Source organism: Oceanicaulis sp. UBA6590 (assembly GCF_002433705.1).
In the GTDB taxonomy this organism is placed as follows: Bacteria; Pseudomonadota; Alphaproteobacteria; order Caulobacterales; family Maricaulaceae; genus Oceanicaulis.
Genome location: NZ_DJIQ01000037.1, coordinates 12,958 through 29,464 on the forward strand (window position 1 = coordinate 12,958; position 16,507 = coordinate 29,464).

The window sequence follows — 16,507 nt, forward strand, 5'->3', positions numbered from 1 at the left end:
ACCGATGGCCAGATCTTCCTGGAAACCGACCTGTTCTACCAGGGCATCCGCCCGGCCGTGAACGTGGGTCTGTCGGTGTCCCGCGTGGGCTCCGCCGCTCAGACCAAGGCGACCAAGACCGCCGCGGGCAAGATCAAGGGCGAGCTGGCTCAGTATCGCGAAATGGCGGCCTTCGCCCAGTTCGGTTCCGACCTGGACGCGGCCACCCAGAAGCTGCTCTCGCGCGGCGAGCGTCTGACCGAGCTGCTCAAGCAGCCGCAGTTCAGCCCGCTCTCCATGGAAGAGCAGGTCTGCGTGATGTACGCCGGTACGCGCGGCTATCTGGACAAGATCGAAGTGTCCGCGATCGGTCGCTATGAAGAAGAGCTTCTGCGTCACCTGCACGCCGAGAAAGCCGATCTTCTGGCCGCGATCCGCGACACCAAGAAACTGTCGGACGAGTCCGAGGCGGCGCTGAAAGCGACGCTGGAGACCTTCACGGCGAACTTCGCATAAGGACGGGCGCGCGAAAGCGCGCCCAACCTCCTCGTTCTGGAGGGGCTTGCCCCGACAGGATCAAGCGGTTGGGCTGAGGACGACAAATGGCCAGCCTTAAAGAGCTGAAAAACCGGATCAACTCGGTCGAATCGACCAAGAAGATCACCAAGGCGATGCAAATGGTCGCCGCGGCCAAGCTGCGCAAGGCGCAGGAAGCCGCGGAAGCCGCGCGCCCGTACGCTGAGCGTATGGCGGCGGTGATGGCCAATCTGTCATCGGCCATGGAAGGCCCGGACGCGCCGCGTCTGCTGGTCGGCACGGGCAAGGACGATGTCCACCTGCTCGTGGTCGCCACGGCGGACCGCGGCCTGTGCGGCGGCTTCAACACCAATATCGCGCGCCTGGCGCGCGAGCGTGTCGCGGCCCTGGTCGGCGCCGGCAAGACCGTCAAGATCCTGACGGTCGGCAAGAAGGGCTATGAAGCCCTCAAGCGTCTGCACAAGGACAAGATCGTGGACACGGTCGAACTGAAGGACGTGAAGTCCATCGACGGTTCGACCGCGGCGATGATCGGCGACAAGATCCGCACCCTGTTCGAGGCGGGCGAGTTTGATGTCTGCGAAGTCGTCAGCTCGGAATTCGTCTCCGTGATCAGCCAGAAGCCCCGCGCTCAGACGCTGATCCCGGCGCGTGACGCCATCGACGAGACCGTCGAGCGTCCCGACCTCAAAGGCGCGATCTACAGCTATGAGCCGGACGAGGAGAGCATCCTCGAGGTTCTGCTGCCGCGTTATGTGGATACGGTCATTCTCTCGGCCCTGCTGGAGAACGCTGCCGGTGAAATGGGCGCCAAGATGGCGGCCATGGACTCAGCGACCCGCAATGCCGGCGAGCTGATCGACAAGCTGAATCTGGAATACAACCGCTCCCGCCAGGCGAAAATCACCAAGGAGCTGATCGAGATCATCTCCGGCGCCGAGGCGGTGTAAGCGTAACAAGTTTGAACGACAGGCGACCGGGCGCGGCGCCTTGCAAGGTTTGGAAAAGAGGCTGAGACGATGAGCAAGCTCAAAGGCCGTATTGCGCAGGTGACCGGCGCCGTCGTGGACGTGGAGTTCGAGGGCGGTCTTCCGGATATCCTCAACGCTCTGGAGACCAAGAACGGCGACCAGAAGCTGGTTCTGGAAGTGGCGTCGCACCTGGGCGAGAACATGGTGCGCACGATCGCCATGGACGCGACCGAGGGTCTGAAGCGCGGTTCCGAAGTGACGGACACCGGGTCTCCGATCATGGTTCCGGTGGGTCCGGGCACGCTGGGCCGCATCATGAGCGTCACCGGTGAGCCGATCGACGAAGCCGGCGATGTGCAGGCCGCCATGATGGCGCCGATCCACCGTCCGGCTCCGGCGTTCGAGGAACAGTCCACCGAGGCTGAAATCCTGCCGACCGGCATCAAGGTCGTGGATCTGCTCTGCCCGTACGCCAAAGGCGGCAAGATCGGCCTGTTCGGCGGCGCTGGCGTTGGCAAGACGGTTCTGATCCAGGAACTGATCAACAACATCGCGAAGCTGTTCGGCGGCTATTCCGTGTTCGCCGGCGTCGGCGAGCGGACCCGCGAAGGCAACGATCTCTATTACGAAATGATCGAATCCGGCGTGAACAAGGACCCCAAGGAAAATGGCGGTTCTGCTGAAGGGTCGCGTTGCGCCCTCGTGTTCGGCCAGATGAACGAACCGCCGGGCGCCCGTGCTCGCGTGGCGCTGTCCGGTCTGGCTCAAGCGGAATACTTCCGCGATGAGGAAGGCAAGGACGTGCTGTTCTTCGTGGACAACATCTTCCGCTTCACCCAGGCCGGCGCCGAAGTGTCCGCCCTGCTGGGCCGGATCCCGTCCGCGGTGGGCTATCAGCCGACCCTGTCCACCGACATGGGCGCGCTGCAAGAGCGCATCACCTCGACCAAGAAGGGTTCGATCACGTCCGTGCAAGCCGTTTACGTGCCGGCCGACGACCTGACCGACCCGGCTCCGGCCACCACCTTCGCCCACCTCGACGCGACCACGGTTCTGAACCGCTCGATCGCGGAAAAAGGCATCTACCCTGCTGTGGACCCGCTGGACTCCACCTCCCGGATCCTCGAGCCGCGCATCGTGGGTGAAGAGCACTATCAGACCGCCCGTCGCGTGCAGGAAATCCTGCAGCGCTACAAGGCTCTGCAAGACATCATCGCCATCCTGGGCATGGACGAACTGTCCGAAGAGGACAAGCTGGTCGTGGCGCGCGCCCGTAAGATCGAGCGCTTCCTGTCCCAGCCGTTCGACGTGGCCGAAGTTTTCACCGGTTCTCCGGGCATCCAGGTGCCGATCGAGGAAACCGTCAAGGGCTTCAAAGGTCTGTGCGATGGCGATTACGACCATCTGCCGGAACCGGCCTTCTACATGGTCGGCACCATCGAAGACGCCGTGAAGAAAGCCGAGAAACTGGCTGCTGACGCTGCGTAAGCCTGATCAGTCGGCGCGCCCCAGGCGCGCCGGCGACCAGCCCGCCCGGCGGGCGTAACTGAGCAAGGCCTGCCCGCTTGTCGGGCGTAACTGAGCAAGGATCGGCCCATGGCTGACAAGCTGCACTTTGACCTCGTTTCGCCTGAGCGCCGCGTCTTCGCGGGCGAGGTGGACATGGTCGTGGTCCCCGGTTCCGAGGGCGATTTCGGCGTGCTGGCCAACCACGCGCCCTTCATGTCGACCATTCGCACCGGAGCGATCTCGGTTCATTCCGGCAATGACGTCACCCGTACCTTCATCCGCGGCGGGTTCGCCGAGGTGACGGCTGCCGGCCTGACCATTCTGGCCGAAGAGGCGATCGACCTCGCCGACGTGAACGCTGAAGACGTGTCCAAGTCTCTCGCCGAAGCCCGTGAAGATCTGGGCCAGGCGCGCAATGACGAAGAACGTCATGATGCGGAAGCGCGCATCGAGAAGTTCCAGGCCCTGCTGTCGGAACTGTCTCACTAAATCTTGAAGTCCTTTCATTTCCGGCTTCGCGAGACCCTGCGCATATTCTGCGCAGGGTTTTTGCATTTGAGGACTGAGGATGATGCGTGTCTCCATGATCTGTGCCGCAGCTGTGTCGCTGACCGCTCTCAGCGCTCCTGCACTAGCGGCGGACGACGCTGAGATCGACGCTCTGGCGAACCAGATGATCGCCCTGTGTGATGCCGCCCTGGGCCCGCAGGGGCTGGAGGGAGCGGCGCAGGAGGCCGGAGTCACGCTGGAAGCCTTCGATTTTCCCGTTGCCGATCGTGACATCACCGCGTCAGATCAGGCTCTGGCCCTGCCCCATGCCGCGGGGCTGTCCATCTGGACGGGCAAGCGCGATGGCGAGACAGTCTGTGTGATGGGCGCTCAGGACGACAATCTGCGCGTTGTCCGGGAGGTCGAGGCGAAACTGCGCGCCGAGGATCGCAATATCGCCCACAACACTGTCAATCTCGCCTTCGGCTTCTTCAGCCGTGGCGCGTCGTCAGTCCGGGTGGTGGAGCTGGCGGCGGACCGCTAGGCGCCATAGGGCGCGAAGGCTTCGGCTACGCGCTCATACACGTCCCGCTTCCACGGGATGATGAGCTGCGGCGTTGTTTCCAGCGAGACCCAACGGAACTCTGAGAATTCCTGCGGCGGCACGGCTTCAAGATCGAAGTCGGCGTCCGTCCCCAGATAGCGATAGGCGAACCAGCGCTGTTTCTGACCGCGCCAGCGATTGCGCGAGCGCTGCGCGAGGACTTCAGGCGGGAAGTCATAGGCCAGCCAGTCGTTTATGCTTCCAAGCGGCTCTATGAGCTCTTGAGTGACGCCGGTTTCTTCATAGAGTTCGCGCAGTCCCGCCTCTTCAGGCGTCTCGCCTGCATCCATGCCGCCCTGGGGAAACTGCCAGCACCAGGGCTCATCTGCGCCATAGCGCTTGCCCAGCCAGACCTTGCCGTCCGCATTGAACAGCACGACGCCCACATTGGGGCGGTGTTCGGGATAGGCGTCAGACATGACTAGTGCGTGTCTCCGTGGCCGTCGCCATGGTCATTCGCGGGGGCGTGATCCTCACCGGCGCTGGCCCCGTGGTTGGTGGTCGGGGCCTGAGCGGTTTCGACGGGGCTTCGGATCTGCATGACGAAGCTCGCCGGCGCCAGCTGGTAGCCGCGGCCATCCAGCCCTTCCGCCCAGGCTGCGATCGTATCCACGGTAGCGGGATAGGCGAAGCCCGAGCCAAGCGCCGAGCCGTTCTGCAAGGCCAGCGCTTCCAGCTCCAGAAGTCGGCCATCAATGGCGCGCGGTGTCGGGTCGGAATCCACCACCCGGTCCGCGATGGTCATGCGGGCATGGGCCTGACGTCCGGCCTGCTCCAGAACGGCGCGGCGACCTGCGCCATCATGAAAGATGCTCAGGCCGCGGGCTTCCAGTTCGGAGAAGATCTCGCTGAGCGGGCCTTCAGCAGCGCCCAGTCGCGCCCCGAGATAGTTCGCCACGCCCGTATATCCGGCGGCGCGAGACAGCAGCCAGACCAGTCGTCGCGTGTTCTCCTGGGAGCTGGCGTCCACCAGCAGGGTGTGCGGACCAGGATCGTTATTGGGGTAGTCGAACGGCTCCATGGGAAGCTCGAGCAACACCTCGTGTCCGTCCGCCCGGGCGCGATTGATCCAGTCCTGCAGATTGTCGGCATAGGGGGCGAAGCTGAGGGTCACCTCTGCAGGCAGAACCTCGATGGCGCGCTCGGTCAGGCTTTGTGACAGGCCGAGACCGCCGACAATGACCGACACGGTGGGCACGTTCTCGGCGCCTGGAAAGTCATGGGCGTAGGCCTGATCGGGACGTTCCCCGCTGGCGCTGATGACTGGCAGGGGGCCGCCGGGGCCATTTTCATAAAGTCCCGGCAGCGGCGCAGGCGGGGCCTGGGGCGCAGCCGGCTGCGCGGTGGTGTGGCCGCCCGCATCATGAGCGCTGAGCGCATCGGCGGTGTCGCGAACGCCCGGCAGGCTCACCTCGTCAGCCTGACCGTCGCTGAAGGGCGCGCCATGATCGCTCTCAATCCGGGCGGAGGCCAGGACTTCGGGTTGGCCCGCGATATCGGCGCTGGCGCTTATGGTGGGCGCAGGACCGCCGGCAAGCCAGGTCAGGGCGGCGACCCCGATGATCAGCGCAGCCGCGACCCCGAGGCCCGCCAGCAGCGGGGCTTTCAGGGGAAAGCGATCGGAGTCCAGTCGGGCCATGGTGCGCGTGCCGTTTCTTCAACGCCGGGTCAGGGGTGATTCGAACCCTGACCCTGCGTGAAGACGGGGTAAAGAAGCGTTAACGAACGCGCCTTCCGAGCGTCTGGCCTACTGCAGCTGGGCCTGTTCGCGGCTCATCATCGCGTTGAGGATCTCGATGCCGCGGTGAAGCTGGTAATCCTCGCTCGCATCCCAGTCCTCGGGCGGCATTTCGGTGTGCGAGAGTTCATTCTGCAGCTCTTCACGCTCCGCGCCGTTCTCGTTCTCCAGCGCATTGCGCAGGGCGGCCTCGGCATAGGTGTTGACGCTTTCAATCTCTTCCTCGGCGACGCGGCGCGGGGCGATGGCGATGTCAGGCGCGATGCCCGTCGCCTGAATGGTGCGACCGGCGGGCGTGTAATAGCGCGCCGTGGTCAGCCGCAGGGCGCCGTCACGGCCGCCGCGCAGCGGCACCACGGTCTGCATGGAGCCCTTGCCGAAGCTGGTCATGCCCACGATCGTCGCACGTTCGCGATCCTGCAGCGCGCCGGTGACGATTTCCGAGGCCGAGGCCGAGCCCGAATTGATCAGCACCACGATGGGCGCGCCATTGAGGATGTCCCCCGGTTCGGCGTTATAGCGGCGCGTGTCGCGCGGGTCGCGGCCACGGGTCGAGACAACCTCTCCGCCGTCCAGGAACAGCGAGGAGATCGACACCGACTGGTCCAGGAGGCCGCCCGGATTGGAGCGCAGATCGAGGATGAGGCCTGGCAGCGGTCCGCCATAGGCTTCGGTCAGGTCCTCGATGCCGGTGACGGCGTTGGCCGTGGTGTTCTCGTTGAAGGTGGTGATGCGCAGATAGGGCGTGTCGCCCTCTTCCATGCGCCAATAGGCGGCGCGCACCTCGATCAGGTCGCGCACGACCGTGACGTCGAACGGATCCTCCACGCCCTCGCGCAGAATGCTCAGTATCACCGGTTCGCCGGCCGGCCCGCGCATGCGCTCGACGGCGTCATCCATGGTTGCGCCGATCATGCTCTCGCCGTCGACGGCGATGATCTGGTCATTGGGCTCCAGCCCGGCGCGTTCGCCCGGCGTCTCGGCGATGGGGGAAATGATGGTGATCAGGTCGTCGCGGATGGTCACCTCGATCCCCACGCCGCCATATTCGCCGCTGGTGGTGACCTGCATGTCCTGGAAGTCATCCGGGGACAAATAGCTCGAATGCGGATCGAGCGCCTGCATCATGCCGTCAATCGCGCTCTCGATCAGTTCGGCCTTGTCCGGCTCGGTGACATAATCGGACTCGATCCGGCTGAGCACATCGCCGAAAAGCTCCAGCTGACGGAAGGTGGCTTCGCGGCTGTTGGTGTCTTCGCCTTCGGCGGACACCGCCAGCGTGGCGGCGCCAATTCCGAACAGGACTGCTGAAGCAATAATGTGCAGACGCATGATGGTCTTCCTCAAAGCGCGGCGGTCGAGGCTCTAGCCTCTGCGAAATTCGGGCCGAAGCCAATCCTCAGGGTCAGCAGCTTCGTCAGTGCTGCGTCTGATCTCCAGATAGAGCATTGGCGGCGGATTTGCACGGTCAGACATGGCGCCCACCGGTTCTCCCGCCAATAATGATTGTCCCTCTACGGCGTAAATAAGACCTAAGCCCCCGAGGATAAGCGTGTAACCATCGGGTGTGTTGATCATCAATACGCCATCAAACCCTTGAAAAGGCCCGGCATATACAACGACGCCATCAAAGGGGGCGGTGACCTGGGCGCGGGATGCGGTTTCAAACCAGACCCCTTCGCGACGCGCGCCGTCCGGACCGCGTTCGCCGGCGCGTATGATCAAATCTCCGCGAACAGGCGGGCTCAACCGGCCGCGCGTATCACTGAAGCGCAGGGTTTCGACCGGGCCCTCCACCGGGCGTGCATCCACGAGAGCGGCCATGGCGACCGCCGGCGTCTGTTCCGGTCTGAGACGCGGCACGGGAACGCCGGGTTCCGGTTCGGGCGCAGGCTCCGGACGCGGGGCCAGACGCGGTTCGGCGGCGGCGAAACGGCGAATATCCGCCAGCAGCTGGCGCAGCGAACCGGCTTCGCGAGCAATCCGGGCGGCGCGTTGGGACAGATCATCAGCCTGCGCGCGCAGGGCGGCCTCGGCGGCGCGGCGTTCCTCGATCAGCGCAGTGACTTCCTCGCGCGTCACCCCGAGAGCCTCACGGGCCTGCACCAGAGCCTGGGTCTGGGCCGCGAGCGCCTCCCGCAATGCAGCCAGTTCCTCGAGACGGGCCTGCACAGCCGCGACACGGGCGTCGAGCTGGGGCGCGATCTGGGCCAGAAGCCCGGCCGCGCGGGCCGCCGAAGCGGCATCGTCTGGAGTCACCGCCAAGGCGGGCGGGTCCGACATCTCGATGCGCTGAAGGGCGGCCAGAACTCGCGCCAGGTCAGACCGTTCCGCGCGCAACCGCGCCAGAAGGTCGGATTCCTCACGCTCCAGCGCCCGCAAGCGTTCGGTGGCGGCTTCCACCTCGGCTTCACGGCTCTCCACGCGTCCTGCCGCTTCCACAAGGCGTTGCTGCAAGCGGGCGATGGCGATACGGGCGGCTTCGGCCTCGGCTTCCCGCGCTTCGGCCTCGTCGCGCAGTTCGGCGGCCTCGCGTTCCATGGACTCCACCTCGTCCGGCTCGGGCGCCGCTTGCGCCTGCAGGGCGAGGCTCAGAGCCAGAAGGGAGAGAAGGGACGCCATCAGCCCTCCCGATGATACGGCGCGCCCGCCAGAACCGAGGCGGCGCGATAGATCTGTTCGGCCAGCATGACGCGCACCAGCTTGTGCGGCCAGGTGGCCTTGCCGAAGCTGAGCATGCGCGCGCCCTGGGGCAGGGCCGGACGGTCATGGCCATCCGCGCCGCCGATCAGGAAGACCAGATCGCGTGCGCCGTCATCGCGCGTGGTTTCGATCACGCGCGAGAAGTCGAGCGAGCTCATCGGCTTTCCGGTTTCATCCAGCGCGAAGACCAGGGCGCCGGCGGGGAGATCCGCAATCAGCGCCTGGGTTTCGGCCGACTTGTCCTTGAGGGTTCTTGGATCGAGCTCACGCTCACTGACCGGACCCAGCCCGATTCCGCGTCCCACGCCATTGGCGCGGTCCATGTACTGGTCCACAAGCTCGCGCTCGGGCCCGGCCTTGATGCGGCCGATCGCACGAATCTCAACGCGCATGGGGCGCCCCGGTTCGGGATGAGGATTGGATCAGGCCGAGCCGTCAGGCGAGACGGACCACATCTTTTCCAGATCGTAGAAGCTGCGCACTTCGGGACGGAACAGGTGAACGATCACGTCGCCGGCGTCGATCAGGACCCAGTCGCACGTCTTCAGGCCCTCGATCGCGACCTTGCCGTGCCCGGCGTCCTTGAGCTTGCGCACGAGATGGTCGGCCATGGCGCCCACATGCCGGTTGGACCGGCCAGACGCGATGACCATCACATCAGTGACGGATGATTTGCCCGTAAGATCGATGGCGACGACATCTTCCGCCTTGTCATCGTCCAGCGCGTTCAGAACCAGCGCTTCGAGATCCTGCGTGCTCTGGGCGAGTTCGCCAGAGTCGCTGTCAGCCTCGCCATTGGGGCGGCTGTGCAATTCGGTGGACAGAGTCCTTGCTCCCTTAATTGACCAAGCAGGATGCTAGCACGTTTTGTCGCCGCGTTCGAGCCAGTGAATGGAGAAGGCGCAGGCGCCCTCTTCGCTCCACACATGGGCGGGGACAAGCCCGGCCTGGCGGGCGAGGTCCTGGAAGGTGGAGACCGTGAATTTATGGGAGTTTTCGGTATGGATTGTCTCGTGCTCACGCAGCACGAAGGCTTCGCCCGCCACGGTGAATTCCAGGTCGCGCAGGGCCTGCAGGTACATTTCAACCCGTGACCGGTACGGATTCCAGAAGGCGCGGTAGGCAAGCGCCGCCGGATCGAGATCGCCGTCGAGCTCCGCATTGATCCGTTTGACAAGGTTGAAATTGAAGTCCGCCGTCGCGCCGCCGGCATCGTCATAAGCGGCCTCCAGCACGGCCGGGTCCTTGCGCAGATCCACCCCGATCAGGAGCGCATCGCCCGGACGCAGCCAGTCGCGCAGGGTCTTGAGCAGTTTCAGCGCGTCGATGAGCTCGAAATTGCCGATGGTCGACCCGGGGAAGAAGACGATCCGGCGGCCTTCGGGCAGATCCAGCGCGTCCACATCAAGCGTCTGGGTGAAGTCATGACAGATGGCGCCCACGGTCAGGTCGGGGTGATCGGACGCGATATCGGCGCAGGCCGCCTTGACGTGATCGCCCGAGATATCCATGCCCACAAAGGCGGCGGGATGATCGAGCGCGTCGAGAAGCCGGCGGATCTTCACGCTCGACCCGGCGCCGGGTTCGAGCACGACCGCTCCGGACCCGGCGAGGGCCTTCAGCTCGGGGCCGATCCGGTCCAGCAGGCTCAGCTCCGTGCGGGTGGGATAGTATTCGGGCGCCTCGGTGATCCGGTCAAAGATCGCAGATCCCGCTGCATCGTAGAAATACTTGGGCGAAATCGCTTTTTGCGGTTTGCGCAACCCGGCGAGCACATCCGCACGAAAATCGCTGGCGGAGGGCTGCAAGTCTTTGAAAAACGCCAAGGCGCCAGCCTCGACTAGGGTCTCGTTCGACATGGTCTCAAGGCGATGGCGGCTGCGGATCAGGATGCGGCTTTTGCACGCAACAGGCGTGAGGCCTCAGCATGTAATGGCTCAGTAAGGTAAGTCCACCCCGGAGGACTACCTAGAGCCAGGGTTTTCGCCTGACTGTCCTGTTTGCGCGCCCGGGCCAGATAGCGAGCAGCCGGGGACAAGCGCGCTTTCAGGCCGACGCCGGGGCGGGCGATGACGCAGATGGGAATGCGCTGCGCGATCGCCTGCCAGTTCTTCCAGCGATGAAAGCTCGCCAGCCCGTCCGCGCCCATGATCCAGACGAAGCGGACCCGGGGATGGCGGGTCTGAAGATGGGTGATCAGATCAATGGTGGTGCGGGTGTTCAGCCGGGCTTCCAGCGTGGAGACGACCTGCCGGGGGTCGGGCATGCAGCCCCGAATGGCGCTGGCGCGGCTTTCAAGGCTGGCGGGGGCATGGGCTTTCAGCGGATTTCCGGGGCTGACCAGCCACCAGACCCGATCCAGATCAAGCCGTTTGAGGGCCGTCCGCGCCACATGCCGGTGGGCGCGGTGAACGGGATCAAAGCTGCCGCCGTAAATCCCCACCCGCATGCCGTCATGCAGGAGCTCGGATTTCAGCGCCCAGCTCATGACGCCGAGCTGTCCGGATCGAGCACCAGATCGCCGGCATGGATCAGCGCGACGCCGCGGCGATAGCCCAGCACTCCGGTGATGGACTCCGATTTCAATCCCAGGATCTGGCGCGCTTCATGATCGTCATAGCCCGCAACGCCCACGCCCAGCCGCTCGCCGGTCGCAGTCAGAAGGCGCACGGTCGCGCCGCGTTCGAACCGGCCCTGCACGTCCACCACGCCGGCAGGCAGCAGGCTGCGGCCCTTGCGGACCGCGTCGGCGGCCCCGGGGTCCAGCACCAAGGCGCCCTCACGCGCCAGAGACCCCAGGATCCAGGCGCGGCGGGCGCTTTCGGGATTACCGTTCGGGGCGAACCAGCTGTGACGCGCGCCGGCGCGGATCGCGGCGATGGGATGGTCGTGATCGCCGCGGCAGATGATCATGGCGCAGCCGGCGGCATTGGCGATGCGCGCAGCGGCGATCTTGCTGGCCATGCCGCCAGTCCCGGCGGCGCCGGCGCGGGCCGGGCCGGCCAGCGCCTCGATCTCGGCGGTGATGGTCTCGATTTCTGGGATGTGCAACGCGCCCGGCTCGCGCGGATCGCGATCATACAGCCCGTCCACATCGGACAGGATGATCAGGAGCTGGGCGCCCACGAGCTGCGCCGTGCGCGCCGCCAGCCGGTCATTGTCGCCAAAGCGCAATTCCTCGGTGGCGACGGTGTCGTTCTCGTTGATCACCGGCACGGCGCCAAGCTTCAGAAGCGTTTCAAGCGTGGTGTGGGCGTTGAGCCAGCGCGGGCGCGATTCAATATCGGCGGGAGAGACCAGCGCCTGGGCGGCGGGAAAGCCATGACGGGCGAAAGCCTGGTCCCAGTGCTGGATGAGCAGCGCCTGACCGGCCGCGGCGGCGGCCTGCTTTTCTTCCAGCGTCAGGGTCTTGCCCGGTTTGAGGCCCAGCCGGGGACGGCCCAGGGCGACCGCGGCGGAGCTGACCAGCACCACCTCGCGCCCCTCAGAGCGCAAGGCGTTAATGTCATCGGCCAGCGCCTGGAAGCGGTCCTGTCGGGGCGCAAGGCTGTCGGGGTCGATCAGCTGGGCCGATCCGACCTTGATGACGACCCGCCGGGCCGTCGCCATGCGCGCCTCAGGCGTCACAGATCAGGCGTCCAGCCGGTTTCGCCGCGCTCCTCGCGCTCGGCTTCTTCCTTCAGGCGCTTCTCTTCTTCGCGACGGGTATAGACCGCCTCCCAGATGACTTTCAGAAGGTCCTTGAGGCCCTCTTGCGTGGCGCCGGAGAGGTGATGCGGCACATCGCCCAGCTTCGCCTTGAACTCGGTATCGAGCATTTCGACGATTTCAGGATCGGCGGCGTCAAGCTTGTTCAGAACGACGATCTCGCGCTTGTCGGTGATGCCGCCGCCATAGGCCTCAAGCTCGGTGCGCACGGTGTCATAGGCGCCCATCGGGTCTTCGCCCGTCGCGTCGATGAGGTGCACCAGCAGGGCGCAGCGTTCGATATGCCCCAGGAAACGGTCGCCAATGCCGGCGCCCTCATGCGCGCCCTCGATCAGGCCCGGAATATCGGCCAGCACAAAGCGGTTGCCCGTGCCCATCTCTACCACGCCCAGATTGGGATGCAGCGTGGTGAAGGGATAGGCGGCGATCTTGGGGTGGGCCTTGCTGGCCACGGACAGAAGCGTGGACTTGCCGGCGTTCGGCAGGCCGACAAGACCGGCATCCGCGATCAGTTTCAGGCGCAGCCAGATGGCGCGCTCCTCGCCCGCTTCGCCGGGCTGGGAAATGCGCGGCGCCTGGTTGCGGCTCGACTTGAAATGGGCGTTGCCCTTGCCGCCAATGCCGCCCTTGGCCAACAGCGCCTTCTGCCCGACCTCGGTAAGGTCGGCCAGCAGCGTCTCCTTGTCCTCGTCAAACACCTGGGTGCCCACGGGAACACGCAGGACCACGTCCTCGCCGCCGCGACCGGTGCGGTTGCGACCCGCGCCGTTATGGCCGCGCTCGGCCTTGAAGTGCTGCTGGTAGCGGTAATCGATCAGGGTGTTCAGGCCCTCTACGGCCTCCACCCAGACATCGCCGCCATCCCCGCCGTCGCCGCCGTCAGGGCCGCCGAACTCGACATAGGCCTCGCGCCGGAATGACACGCATCCCGGGCCGCCCCAGCCGGACTTCACATACACTTTGGCTTGATCAAGGAACTTCATGGCTCGGTTTTATCTGTGTCTGTTGAGCTGGGCTAGCCCGCCATCGCCATCTGACGGATGGGCGCAGAGCCCATGCGTCCGAAAGAGAAGGCGGTCCCGGTTTCGCCGGTATAGCCGAAGCCGGATTTTTCCAGCACCCGGCCGGATGCCGGGTTGTCTTCATAATGGCTTGCGGTGAACGGCGTCATCGCATGCTGTCTCGCCCAGTCGCACAGCCCCTGTGCGGCCTCGGTCGCGTAACCCTGCCCCCAGGCGGCGGGCATGATCCAATAGCCCAGCTCCCAGCCTTCATCATGGGGGTGCAGTCCGATCACGCCGACCGCGCTGCCGGTATCGGCTTCGCAGATGGCGCGCACCACATCGCCCTTGATCTGCTCGCGGGCGCGCATGATCAGGATGAAGGCCTCCGCAAACAGGGGCGGGTTCTGGGCGGGAACCCGGCTGGTCATGCGGCAGATTTCCGGGCGGGCGCTTTCAGGACCCACCCAGGCGGCGTCGTCAATCTCGAGCGGACGCAGAACCAGACGCGGAGTGCGGATGTCCGCAAACACGACGGGTTTCATCGCTGCGCCCGCTTCGAACTCGGGCGTGTCTTCAGGTTCGGACTGCATGTCTCTCATATCGGCCTCCTCTGGGCGCGAACTGGGCGGGGAGAGACTTCAAACGCAAAAGGGGAGACGGCGATCCGTCTCCCCTGAAACTTGGCCGTCTGGCCCGGATCGCCCCTCTTCGGGATGGGCGATCACGAGGTCAGCGTCGCCCTATTCAGCCGCGTCCGCGAGCGGAGCGACGGACACGAAGGTCCGGTTAAGCTTCTTCTTGGCGAAGGTCACACGACCTTCGGTCAGCGCGAACAGGGTGTGGTCCTTGCCCATGCCGACATTTTCGCCGGCGTAGTATTTGGTGCCGCGCTGACGAATGATGATGTTGCCCGGAATCACGTGCTGACCGCCGGACTTCTTGACGCCGAGGCGCCGGCCTTCACTGTCGCGGCCGTTGCGCGACGAACCGCCTGCCTTTTTGTGAGCCATGGTGCTCTCCTTCTCAGGTTCTGTTGCCGCGTGGCCTTACTTGCCAGCGAGTTTCTTGGCTTCAGCGACCCAGTCGCCTTTTTCCGCCTTGGTCTTCAGACCGGAGATCTCGCCGTCCAGGCGCTCGATCTCGGCTTCGGTCCAGGCGGCGATCTGAGCGAAGCTGGTCACGCCGGCTTCGTTCAGCTTGGTGGCGAAGGCCGGACCCACGCCGGTCAGCTGGGTCAGATCGTCAGAGCCCGCTGCTTCGGTCTTGGCCTTGGCGGCCGCTTTCGGAGCGGCTTTCTTGGCCGGAGCCGGGGTTTCGTCAGCCGCGATCTTGGCGGGTTTCGCGTCCAGCTTGGACTTCGAACCCGGCTTCAGGATTTCAGCGACAGAGATCACGGCGATCCACTGACGGTGGCCTTTGGTGCGGCGGTAGTTCTGACGGCGGCGCTTCTTGAAGACCTTGATCTTCTTGTCCTTGCGGATGTCCAGCACGTTGGCGGTCACAGACGCGCCATCGACAGCCGGAGCGCCGACCAGAGAGTCGCCTTCGCCGCCGATCATCAGCACTTCGTCAAACGCGACCACATCGCCGGTTTCCGCGCTGAGCTTCTCAACGCGCAGGATGTCGCCTTCGGAGACGCGGTATTGCTTACCGCCGGTCTTGATCACTGCATACATGATCATGTTCCTTTTTTGCCGGAGCCGTATCTGCGGAAACCCGCGAGACCGGAGCCCTTTTTCTTCGCCGGTTCTTGGTGCGAGCCAGCGTTGTTTCACAAGCACAATCCCCGCATCGGACAAGTCCGTGCGGGGACAGAGCGCGGGATATAGGCGAAACGAGCGGACAGAGTCAATGCGTCCCTGTCCTGAAATCGTCGTCAGGCCTGACGATCCGGCCTGTTCAGCCTAGTCGGGCTGGAACCGGCGCCGGGCGTATTCCTGGGCGAGTTCGCGCTCAAGCTCCACATCCTCTGCGAAGCGGCAGACCAGTTCGACCCGGCGACTGCCGGTTTCCTGCTCGTACTGGCAGATCATGTCTTCGCCAAAGAGCGCAGACATGCGCTGCTGCGCGGCGAGCGCAGACGCATCCAGGCCCGAGACCTTTGTGGGCGCGCAGGCGGCGGCCGCCAGAACGCCCATGACGCCAATCAGGTAAAACGCAGCTTTCATGACACCCTCCCATTGGTATCCAGATTTATTCATTATGAATAACTAGATTACCACCGGATGTCGGCTAGGGCGACAGGAACATGGTCACTGCAAAAACTCGGAGACCTGCCGCTCAGTGATCGTAGGGGCGGACAGTGGTCGGACTTTCGCTGGAGGGGCCGAATGTCCGCGGATTCGTGATCGTGCCGCTGCGACGCTGGCTGTGACGCTGACGGGCATACTCCTGGGAGAGTTCCCGACGCTGTTCGATCTCGGCCTGGGTCCGGCAGATCAGCTCGCCAAGACGGGTGCCGGTGGTGCGCTCGCGCGCGCAGACCATTTCCTCCCCCGCCTGCGCGGAAGCGAGGCGAGACGCCTCGAGGTCCACGCGGTCATTGTTCGGGGCGGCGCAAGCGCCGAGCGCCAGGAGCGTGGCGGTTCCGATGCAAAGACATTTGCGGTTCATGACGGTCTCCCGATGTGTCCAAGCGTGCACATTGCACCCAAGGTAGCATCTAAAGACCTGAAAGGCGAGTCTCGTCCGGACCTATCCAGGGATCGGGAGCAATCAGGAATCCGGACCGAAGCCGCGCGGCCCGCGCTGACCACTGCGCATGTTGGTATTGCGCTGGCGGGCGTAATCCTGGGCGCGTTCCCGCTCGGCGTCGATTTCAGCCTGGCTGCGGCAGATCAGTTCGCCCAGCCGGGTGCCGGTGGTGCGTTCACGCGAGCAGACAATTTCCTCACCCGCCTGCGCGGACGCCAGACGGGACGCCTCAAGGTCGACGCGGTCATTGTTCGGTGCGGCGCAGGCGCCGATCATCAGAAGGGCGGCGGCGCCGCCCAGAGCGATATGGATATTCATGATTGTCAGTCTCCCCGGTTTAGCCTTGCAGCTTTGGGGCGCAGGGCGGTTGAGTCAAGGCGCGGCGCCTCTCAAGACGGGAATAATCCTATCTCGTTACACTCGGGGCGGCGCTTTCGATGCCAGACGCAGCTCTGCGGATGAGCCCGGCGCCCAAAGGGCTTGATTTTGAGCCCCGCGTTTGCGACACCGCGCTTCCCTGAGTTCGGAGAGATGCCGGAGTGGTCGAACGGGGCGGTCTCGAAAACCGTTG

20 protein-coding genes and 1 pseudogene are annotated in these 16,507 nt (G+C 64.9%); 5 read left to right on the forward strand and 16 right to left on the reverse strand.

The genetic code is table 11. From position 1 onward, the window contains the following. From B2Z70_RS07930 to B2Z70_RS07950, 5 genes and pseudogenes are all read left to right on the forward strand, one after another. Positions 1-495 (forward strand): annotated as a pseudogene (locus B2Z70_RS07930) (F0F1 ATP synthase subunit alpha); the annotation flags it as partial. Between the two features lie 86 nt (positions 496-581). Continuing rightward, complete coding sequence (locus B2Z70_RS07935) at positions 582-1,466, forward strand: F0F1 ATP synthase subunit gamma (protein WP_009802197.1); 885 nt, start codon at positions 582-584, stop codon at positions 1,464-1,466. Between the two features lie 69 nt (positions 1,467-1,535). Continuing rightward, positions 1,536-2,975 (forward strand): F0F1 ATP synthase subunit beta, encoded by a 1,440-nt coding sequence (gene atpD, locus B2Z70_RS07940; protein ID WP_009802196.1) that lies wholly within the window; start codon positions 1,536-1,538, stop codon positions 2,973-2,975. Between the two features lie 108 nt (positions 2,976-3,083). Further along, positions 3,084-3,485, forward strand: coding sequence for a F0F1 ATP synthase subunit epsilon (locus B2Z70_RS07945; RefSeq protein WP_292982315.1), 402 nt, complete (start codon positions 3,084-3,086; stop codon positions 3,483-3,485). 94 nt (positions 3,486-3,579) lie between these two features. Continuing rightward, positions 3,580-4,029, forward strand: a complete 450-nt coding sequence (locus B2Z70_RS07950; RefSeq protein WP_292982317.1) for a hypothetical protein — start codon at positions 3,580-3,582, stop codon at positions 4,027-4,029. Here B2Z70_RS07950 and B2Z70_RS07955 read toward each other — a convergent pair. The 16 genes from B2Z70_RS07955 to B2Z70_RS08030 all read right to left on the reverse strand — a co-directional run bounded on the left by B2Z70_RS07955 (position 4,026) and on the right by B2Z70_RS08030 (position 16,254). Then, entirely contained in the window at positions 4,026-4,508 is a 483-nt protein-coding gene (locus B2Z70_RS07955) for an RNA pyrophosphohydrolase (protein ID WP_292982319.1), read from the reverse strand. The two genes, B2Z70_RS07950 and B2Z70_RS07955, sit on opposite strands and share 4 nt — an antisense overlap. Positions 4,509-4,510: 2 nt before the next feature. After that, on the reverse strand, positions 4,511-5,728 hold the full coding sequence (locus B2Z70_RS07960) for a divergent polysaccharide deacetylase family protein (protein ID WP_292982321.1): 1,218 nt from the start codon (positions 5,726-5,728) through the stop codon (positions 4,511-4,513). Positions 5,729-5,836: 108 nt separating this feature from the next. Further along, entirely contained in the window at positions 5,837-7,159 is a 1,323-nt protein-coding gene (locus B2Z70_RS07965) for a S41 family peptidase (RefSeq protein ID WP_292982323.1), read from the reverse strand. 33 nt (positions 7,160-7,192) lie between these two features. Then, positions 7,193-8,449, reverse strand: coding sequence for a murein hydrolase activator EnvC family protein (locus tag B2Z70_RS07970; protein WP_292982325.1), 1,257 nt, complete (start codon positions 8,447-8,449; stop codon positions 7,193-7,195). After that, positions 8,449-8,922, reverse strand: a complete 474-nt coding sequence (gene rlmH, locus B2Z70_RS07975) for a 23S rRNA (pseudouridine(1915)-N(3))-methyltransferase RlmH (RefSeq protein ID WP_292982327.1) — start codon at positions 8,920-8,922, stop codon at positions 8,449-8,451. Before rlmH ends, B2Z70_RS07970 begins: the two co-directional genes overlap by 1 nt. Before the next feature lie 30 nt (positions 8,923-8,952). After that, a complete protein-coding gene (rsfS, locus tag B2Z70_RS07980; protein ID WP_009802188.1) occupies positions 8,953-9,342 on the reverse strand; it encodes a ribosome silencing factor in 390 nt (129 codons plus the stop codon). Positions 9,343-9,387: 45 nt separating this feature from the next. After that, positions 9,388-10,356: an L-histidine N(alpha)-methyltransferase gene (egtD, locus tag B2Z70_RS07985; protein ID WP_040613354.1), complete on the reverse strand. Its 969-nt coding sequence runs from the start codon at positions 10,354-10,356 to the stop codon at positions 9,388-9,390. Positions 10,357-10,415: 59 nt separating this feature from the next. Continuing rightward, complete coding sequence (locus tag B2Z70_RS07990) at positions 10,416-11,018, reverse strand: nicotinate-nucleotide adenylyltransferase (RefSeq protein WP_292982330.1); 603 nt, start codon at positions 11,016-11,018, stop codon at positions 10,416-10,418. Further along, the gene (proB, locus tag B2Z70_RS07995; protein ID WP_292982332.1) at positions 11,015-12,139 is read right to left on the reverse strand and encodes a glutamate 5-kinase; all 1,125 of its coding nucleotides are present in this window, start codon (positions 12,137-12,139) and stop codon (positions 11,015-11,017) included. The genes B2Z70_RS07990 and proB overlap by 4 nt, the downstream gene beginning before the upstream one ends. Before the next feature lie 14 nt (positions 12,140-12,153). Next, positions 12,154-13,221: a GTPase ObgE gene (gene obgE / locus B2Z70_RS08000; protein WP_292982334.1), complete on the reverse strand. Its 1,068-nt coding sequence runs from the start codon at positions 13,219-13,221 to the stop codon at positions 12,154-12,156. Positions 13,222-13,253: 32 nt separating this feature from the next. Next, a complete protein-coding gene (locus B2Z70_RS08005) occupies positions 13,254-13,841 on the reverse strand; it encodes a GNAT family N-acetyltransferase (RefSeq protein ID WP_009802183.1) in 588 nt (195 codons plus the stop codon). 141 nt (positions 13,842-13,982) lie between these two features. Further along, positions 13,983-14,252 carry a 50S ribosomal protein L27 gene (rpmA, locus tag B2Z70_RS08010; RefSeq protein WP_009802182.1) on the reverse strand — a complete coding sequence of 90 codons (270 nt, stop codon included), beginning with the start codon at positions 14,250-14,252 and terminating at the stop codon, positions 13,983-13,985. Between the two features lie 36 nt (positions 14,253-14,288). After that, positions 14,289-14,924 (reverse strand): 50S ribosomal protein L21, encoded by a 636-nt coding sequence (locus B2Z70_RS08015; RefSeq protein WP_009802181.1) that lies wholly within the window; start codon positions 14,922-14,924, stop codon positions 14,289-14,291. Between the two features lie 222 nt (positions 14,925-15,146). Further along, the gene (locus tag B2Z70_RS08020; RefSeq protein WP_009802180.1) at positions 15,147-15,410 is read right to left on the reverse strand and encodes a hypothetical protein; all 264 of its coding nucleotides are present in this window, start codon (positions 15,408-15,410) and stop codon (positions 15,147-15,149) included. A gap of 112 nt (positions 15,411-15,522) precedes the next feature. Continuing rightward, on the reverse strand, positions 15,523-15,855 hold the full coding sequence (locus B2Z70_RS08025; RefSeq protein WP_009802179.1) for a hypothetical protein: 333 nt from the start codon (positions 15,853-15,855) through the stop codon (positions 15,523-15,525). A 102-nt stretch (positions 15,856-15,957) separates the two neighbouring features. Then, a complete protein-coding gene (locus tag B2Z70_RS08030) occupies positions 15,958-16,254 on the reverse strand; it encodes a hypothetical protein (protein WP_009802178.1) in 297 nt (98 codons plus the stop codon). Between the last annotated feature and the right edge of the window lie 253 nt (positions 16,255-16,507).

Coding starts and splice junctions, on each gene's coding strand:
- B2Z70_RS07935 (WP_009802197.1), top strand. CDS start 582: ATGGCCAGCCTTAAAGAGCTGAAAAACCGGATCAACTCGGTCGAATCG.
- atpD (WP_009802196.1), top strand. CDS start 1,536: ATGAGCAAGCTCAAAGGCCGTATTGCGCAGGTGACCGGCGCCGTCGTG.
- B2Z70_RS07945 (WP_292982315.1), top strand. CDS start 3,084: ATGGCTGACAAGCTGCACTTTGACCTCGTTTCGCCTGAGCGCCGCGTC.
- B2Z70_RS07950 (WP_292982317.1), top strand. CDS start 3,580: ATGATCTGTGCCGCAGCTGTGTCGCTGACCGCTCTCAGCGCTCCTGCA.
- B2Z70_RS07955 (WP_292982319.1), bottom strand. CDS start 4,508: ATGTCTGACGCCTATCCCGAACACCGCCCCAATGTGGGCGTCGTGCTG.
- B2Z70_RS07960 (WP_292982321.1), bottom strand. CDS start 5,728: ATGGCCCGACTGGACTCCGATCGCTTTCCCCTGAAAGCCCCGCTGCTG.
- B2Z70_RS07965 (WP_292982323.1), bottom strand. CDS start 7,159: ATGCGTCTGCACATTATTGCTTCAGCAGTCCTGTTCGGAATTGGCGCC.
- B2Z70_RS07970 (WP_292982325.1), bottom strand. CDS start 8,449: ATGGCGTCCCTTCTCTCCCTTCTGGCTCTGAGCCTCGCCCTGCAGGCG.
- rlmH (WP_292982327.1), bottom strand. CDS start 8,922: ATGCGCGTTGAGATTCGTGCGATCGGCCGCATCAAGGCCGGGCCCGAG.
- B2Z70_RS07990 (WP_292982330.1), bottom strand. CDS start 11,018: ATGAGCTGGGCGCTGAAATCCGAGCTCCTGCATGACGGCATGCGGGTG.
- proB (WP_292982332.1), bottom strand. CDS start 12,139: ATGGCGACGGCCCGGCGGGTCGTCATCAAGGTCGGATCGGCCCAGCTG.
- obgE (WP_292982334.1), bottom strand. CDS start 13,221: ATGAAGTTCCTTGATCAAGCCAAAGTGTATGTGAAGTCCGGCTGGGGC.
- B2Z70_RS08005 (WP_009802183.1), bottom strand. CDS start 13,841: ATGAGAGACATGCAGTCCGAACCTGAAGACACGCCCGAGTTCGAAGCG.
- rpmA (WP_009802182.1), bottom strand. CDS start 14,252: ATGGCTCACAAAAAGGCAGGCGGTTCGTCGCGCAACGGCCGCGACAGT.
- B2Z70_RS08015 (WP_009802181.1), bottom strand. CDS start 14,924: ATGATCATGTATGCAGTGATCAAGACCGGCGGTAAGCAATACCGCGTC.
- B2Z70_RS08020 (WP_009802180.1), bottom strand. CDS start 15,410: ATGAAAGCTGCGTTTTACCTGATTGGCGTCATGGGCGTTCTGGCGGCC.
- B2Z70_RS08025 (WP_009802179.1), bottom strand. CDS start 15,855: ATGAACCGCAAATGTCTTTGCATCGGAACCGCCACGCTCCTGGCGCTC.
- B2Z70_RS08030 (WP_009802178.1), bottom strand. CDS start 16,254: ATGAATATCCATATCGCTCTGGGCGGCGCCGCCGCCCTTCTGATGATC.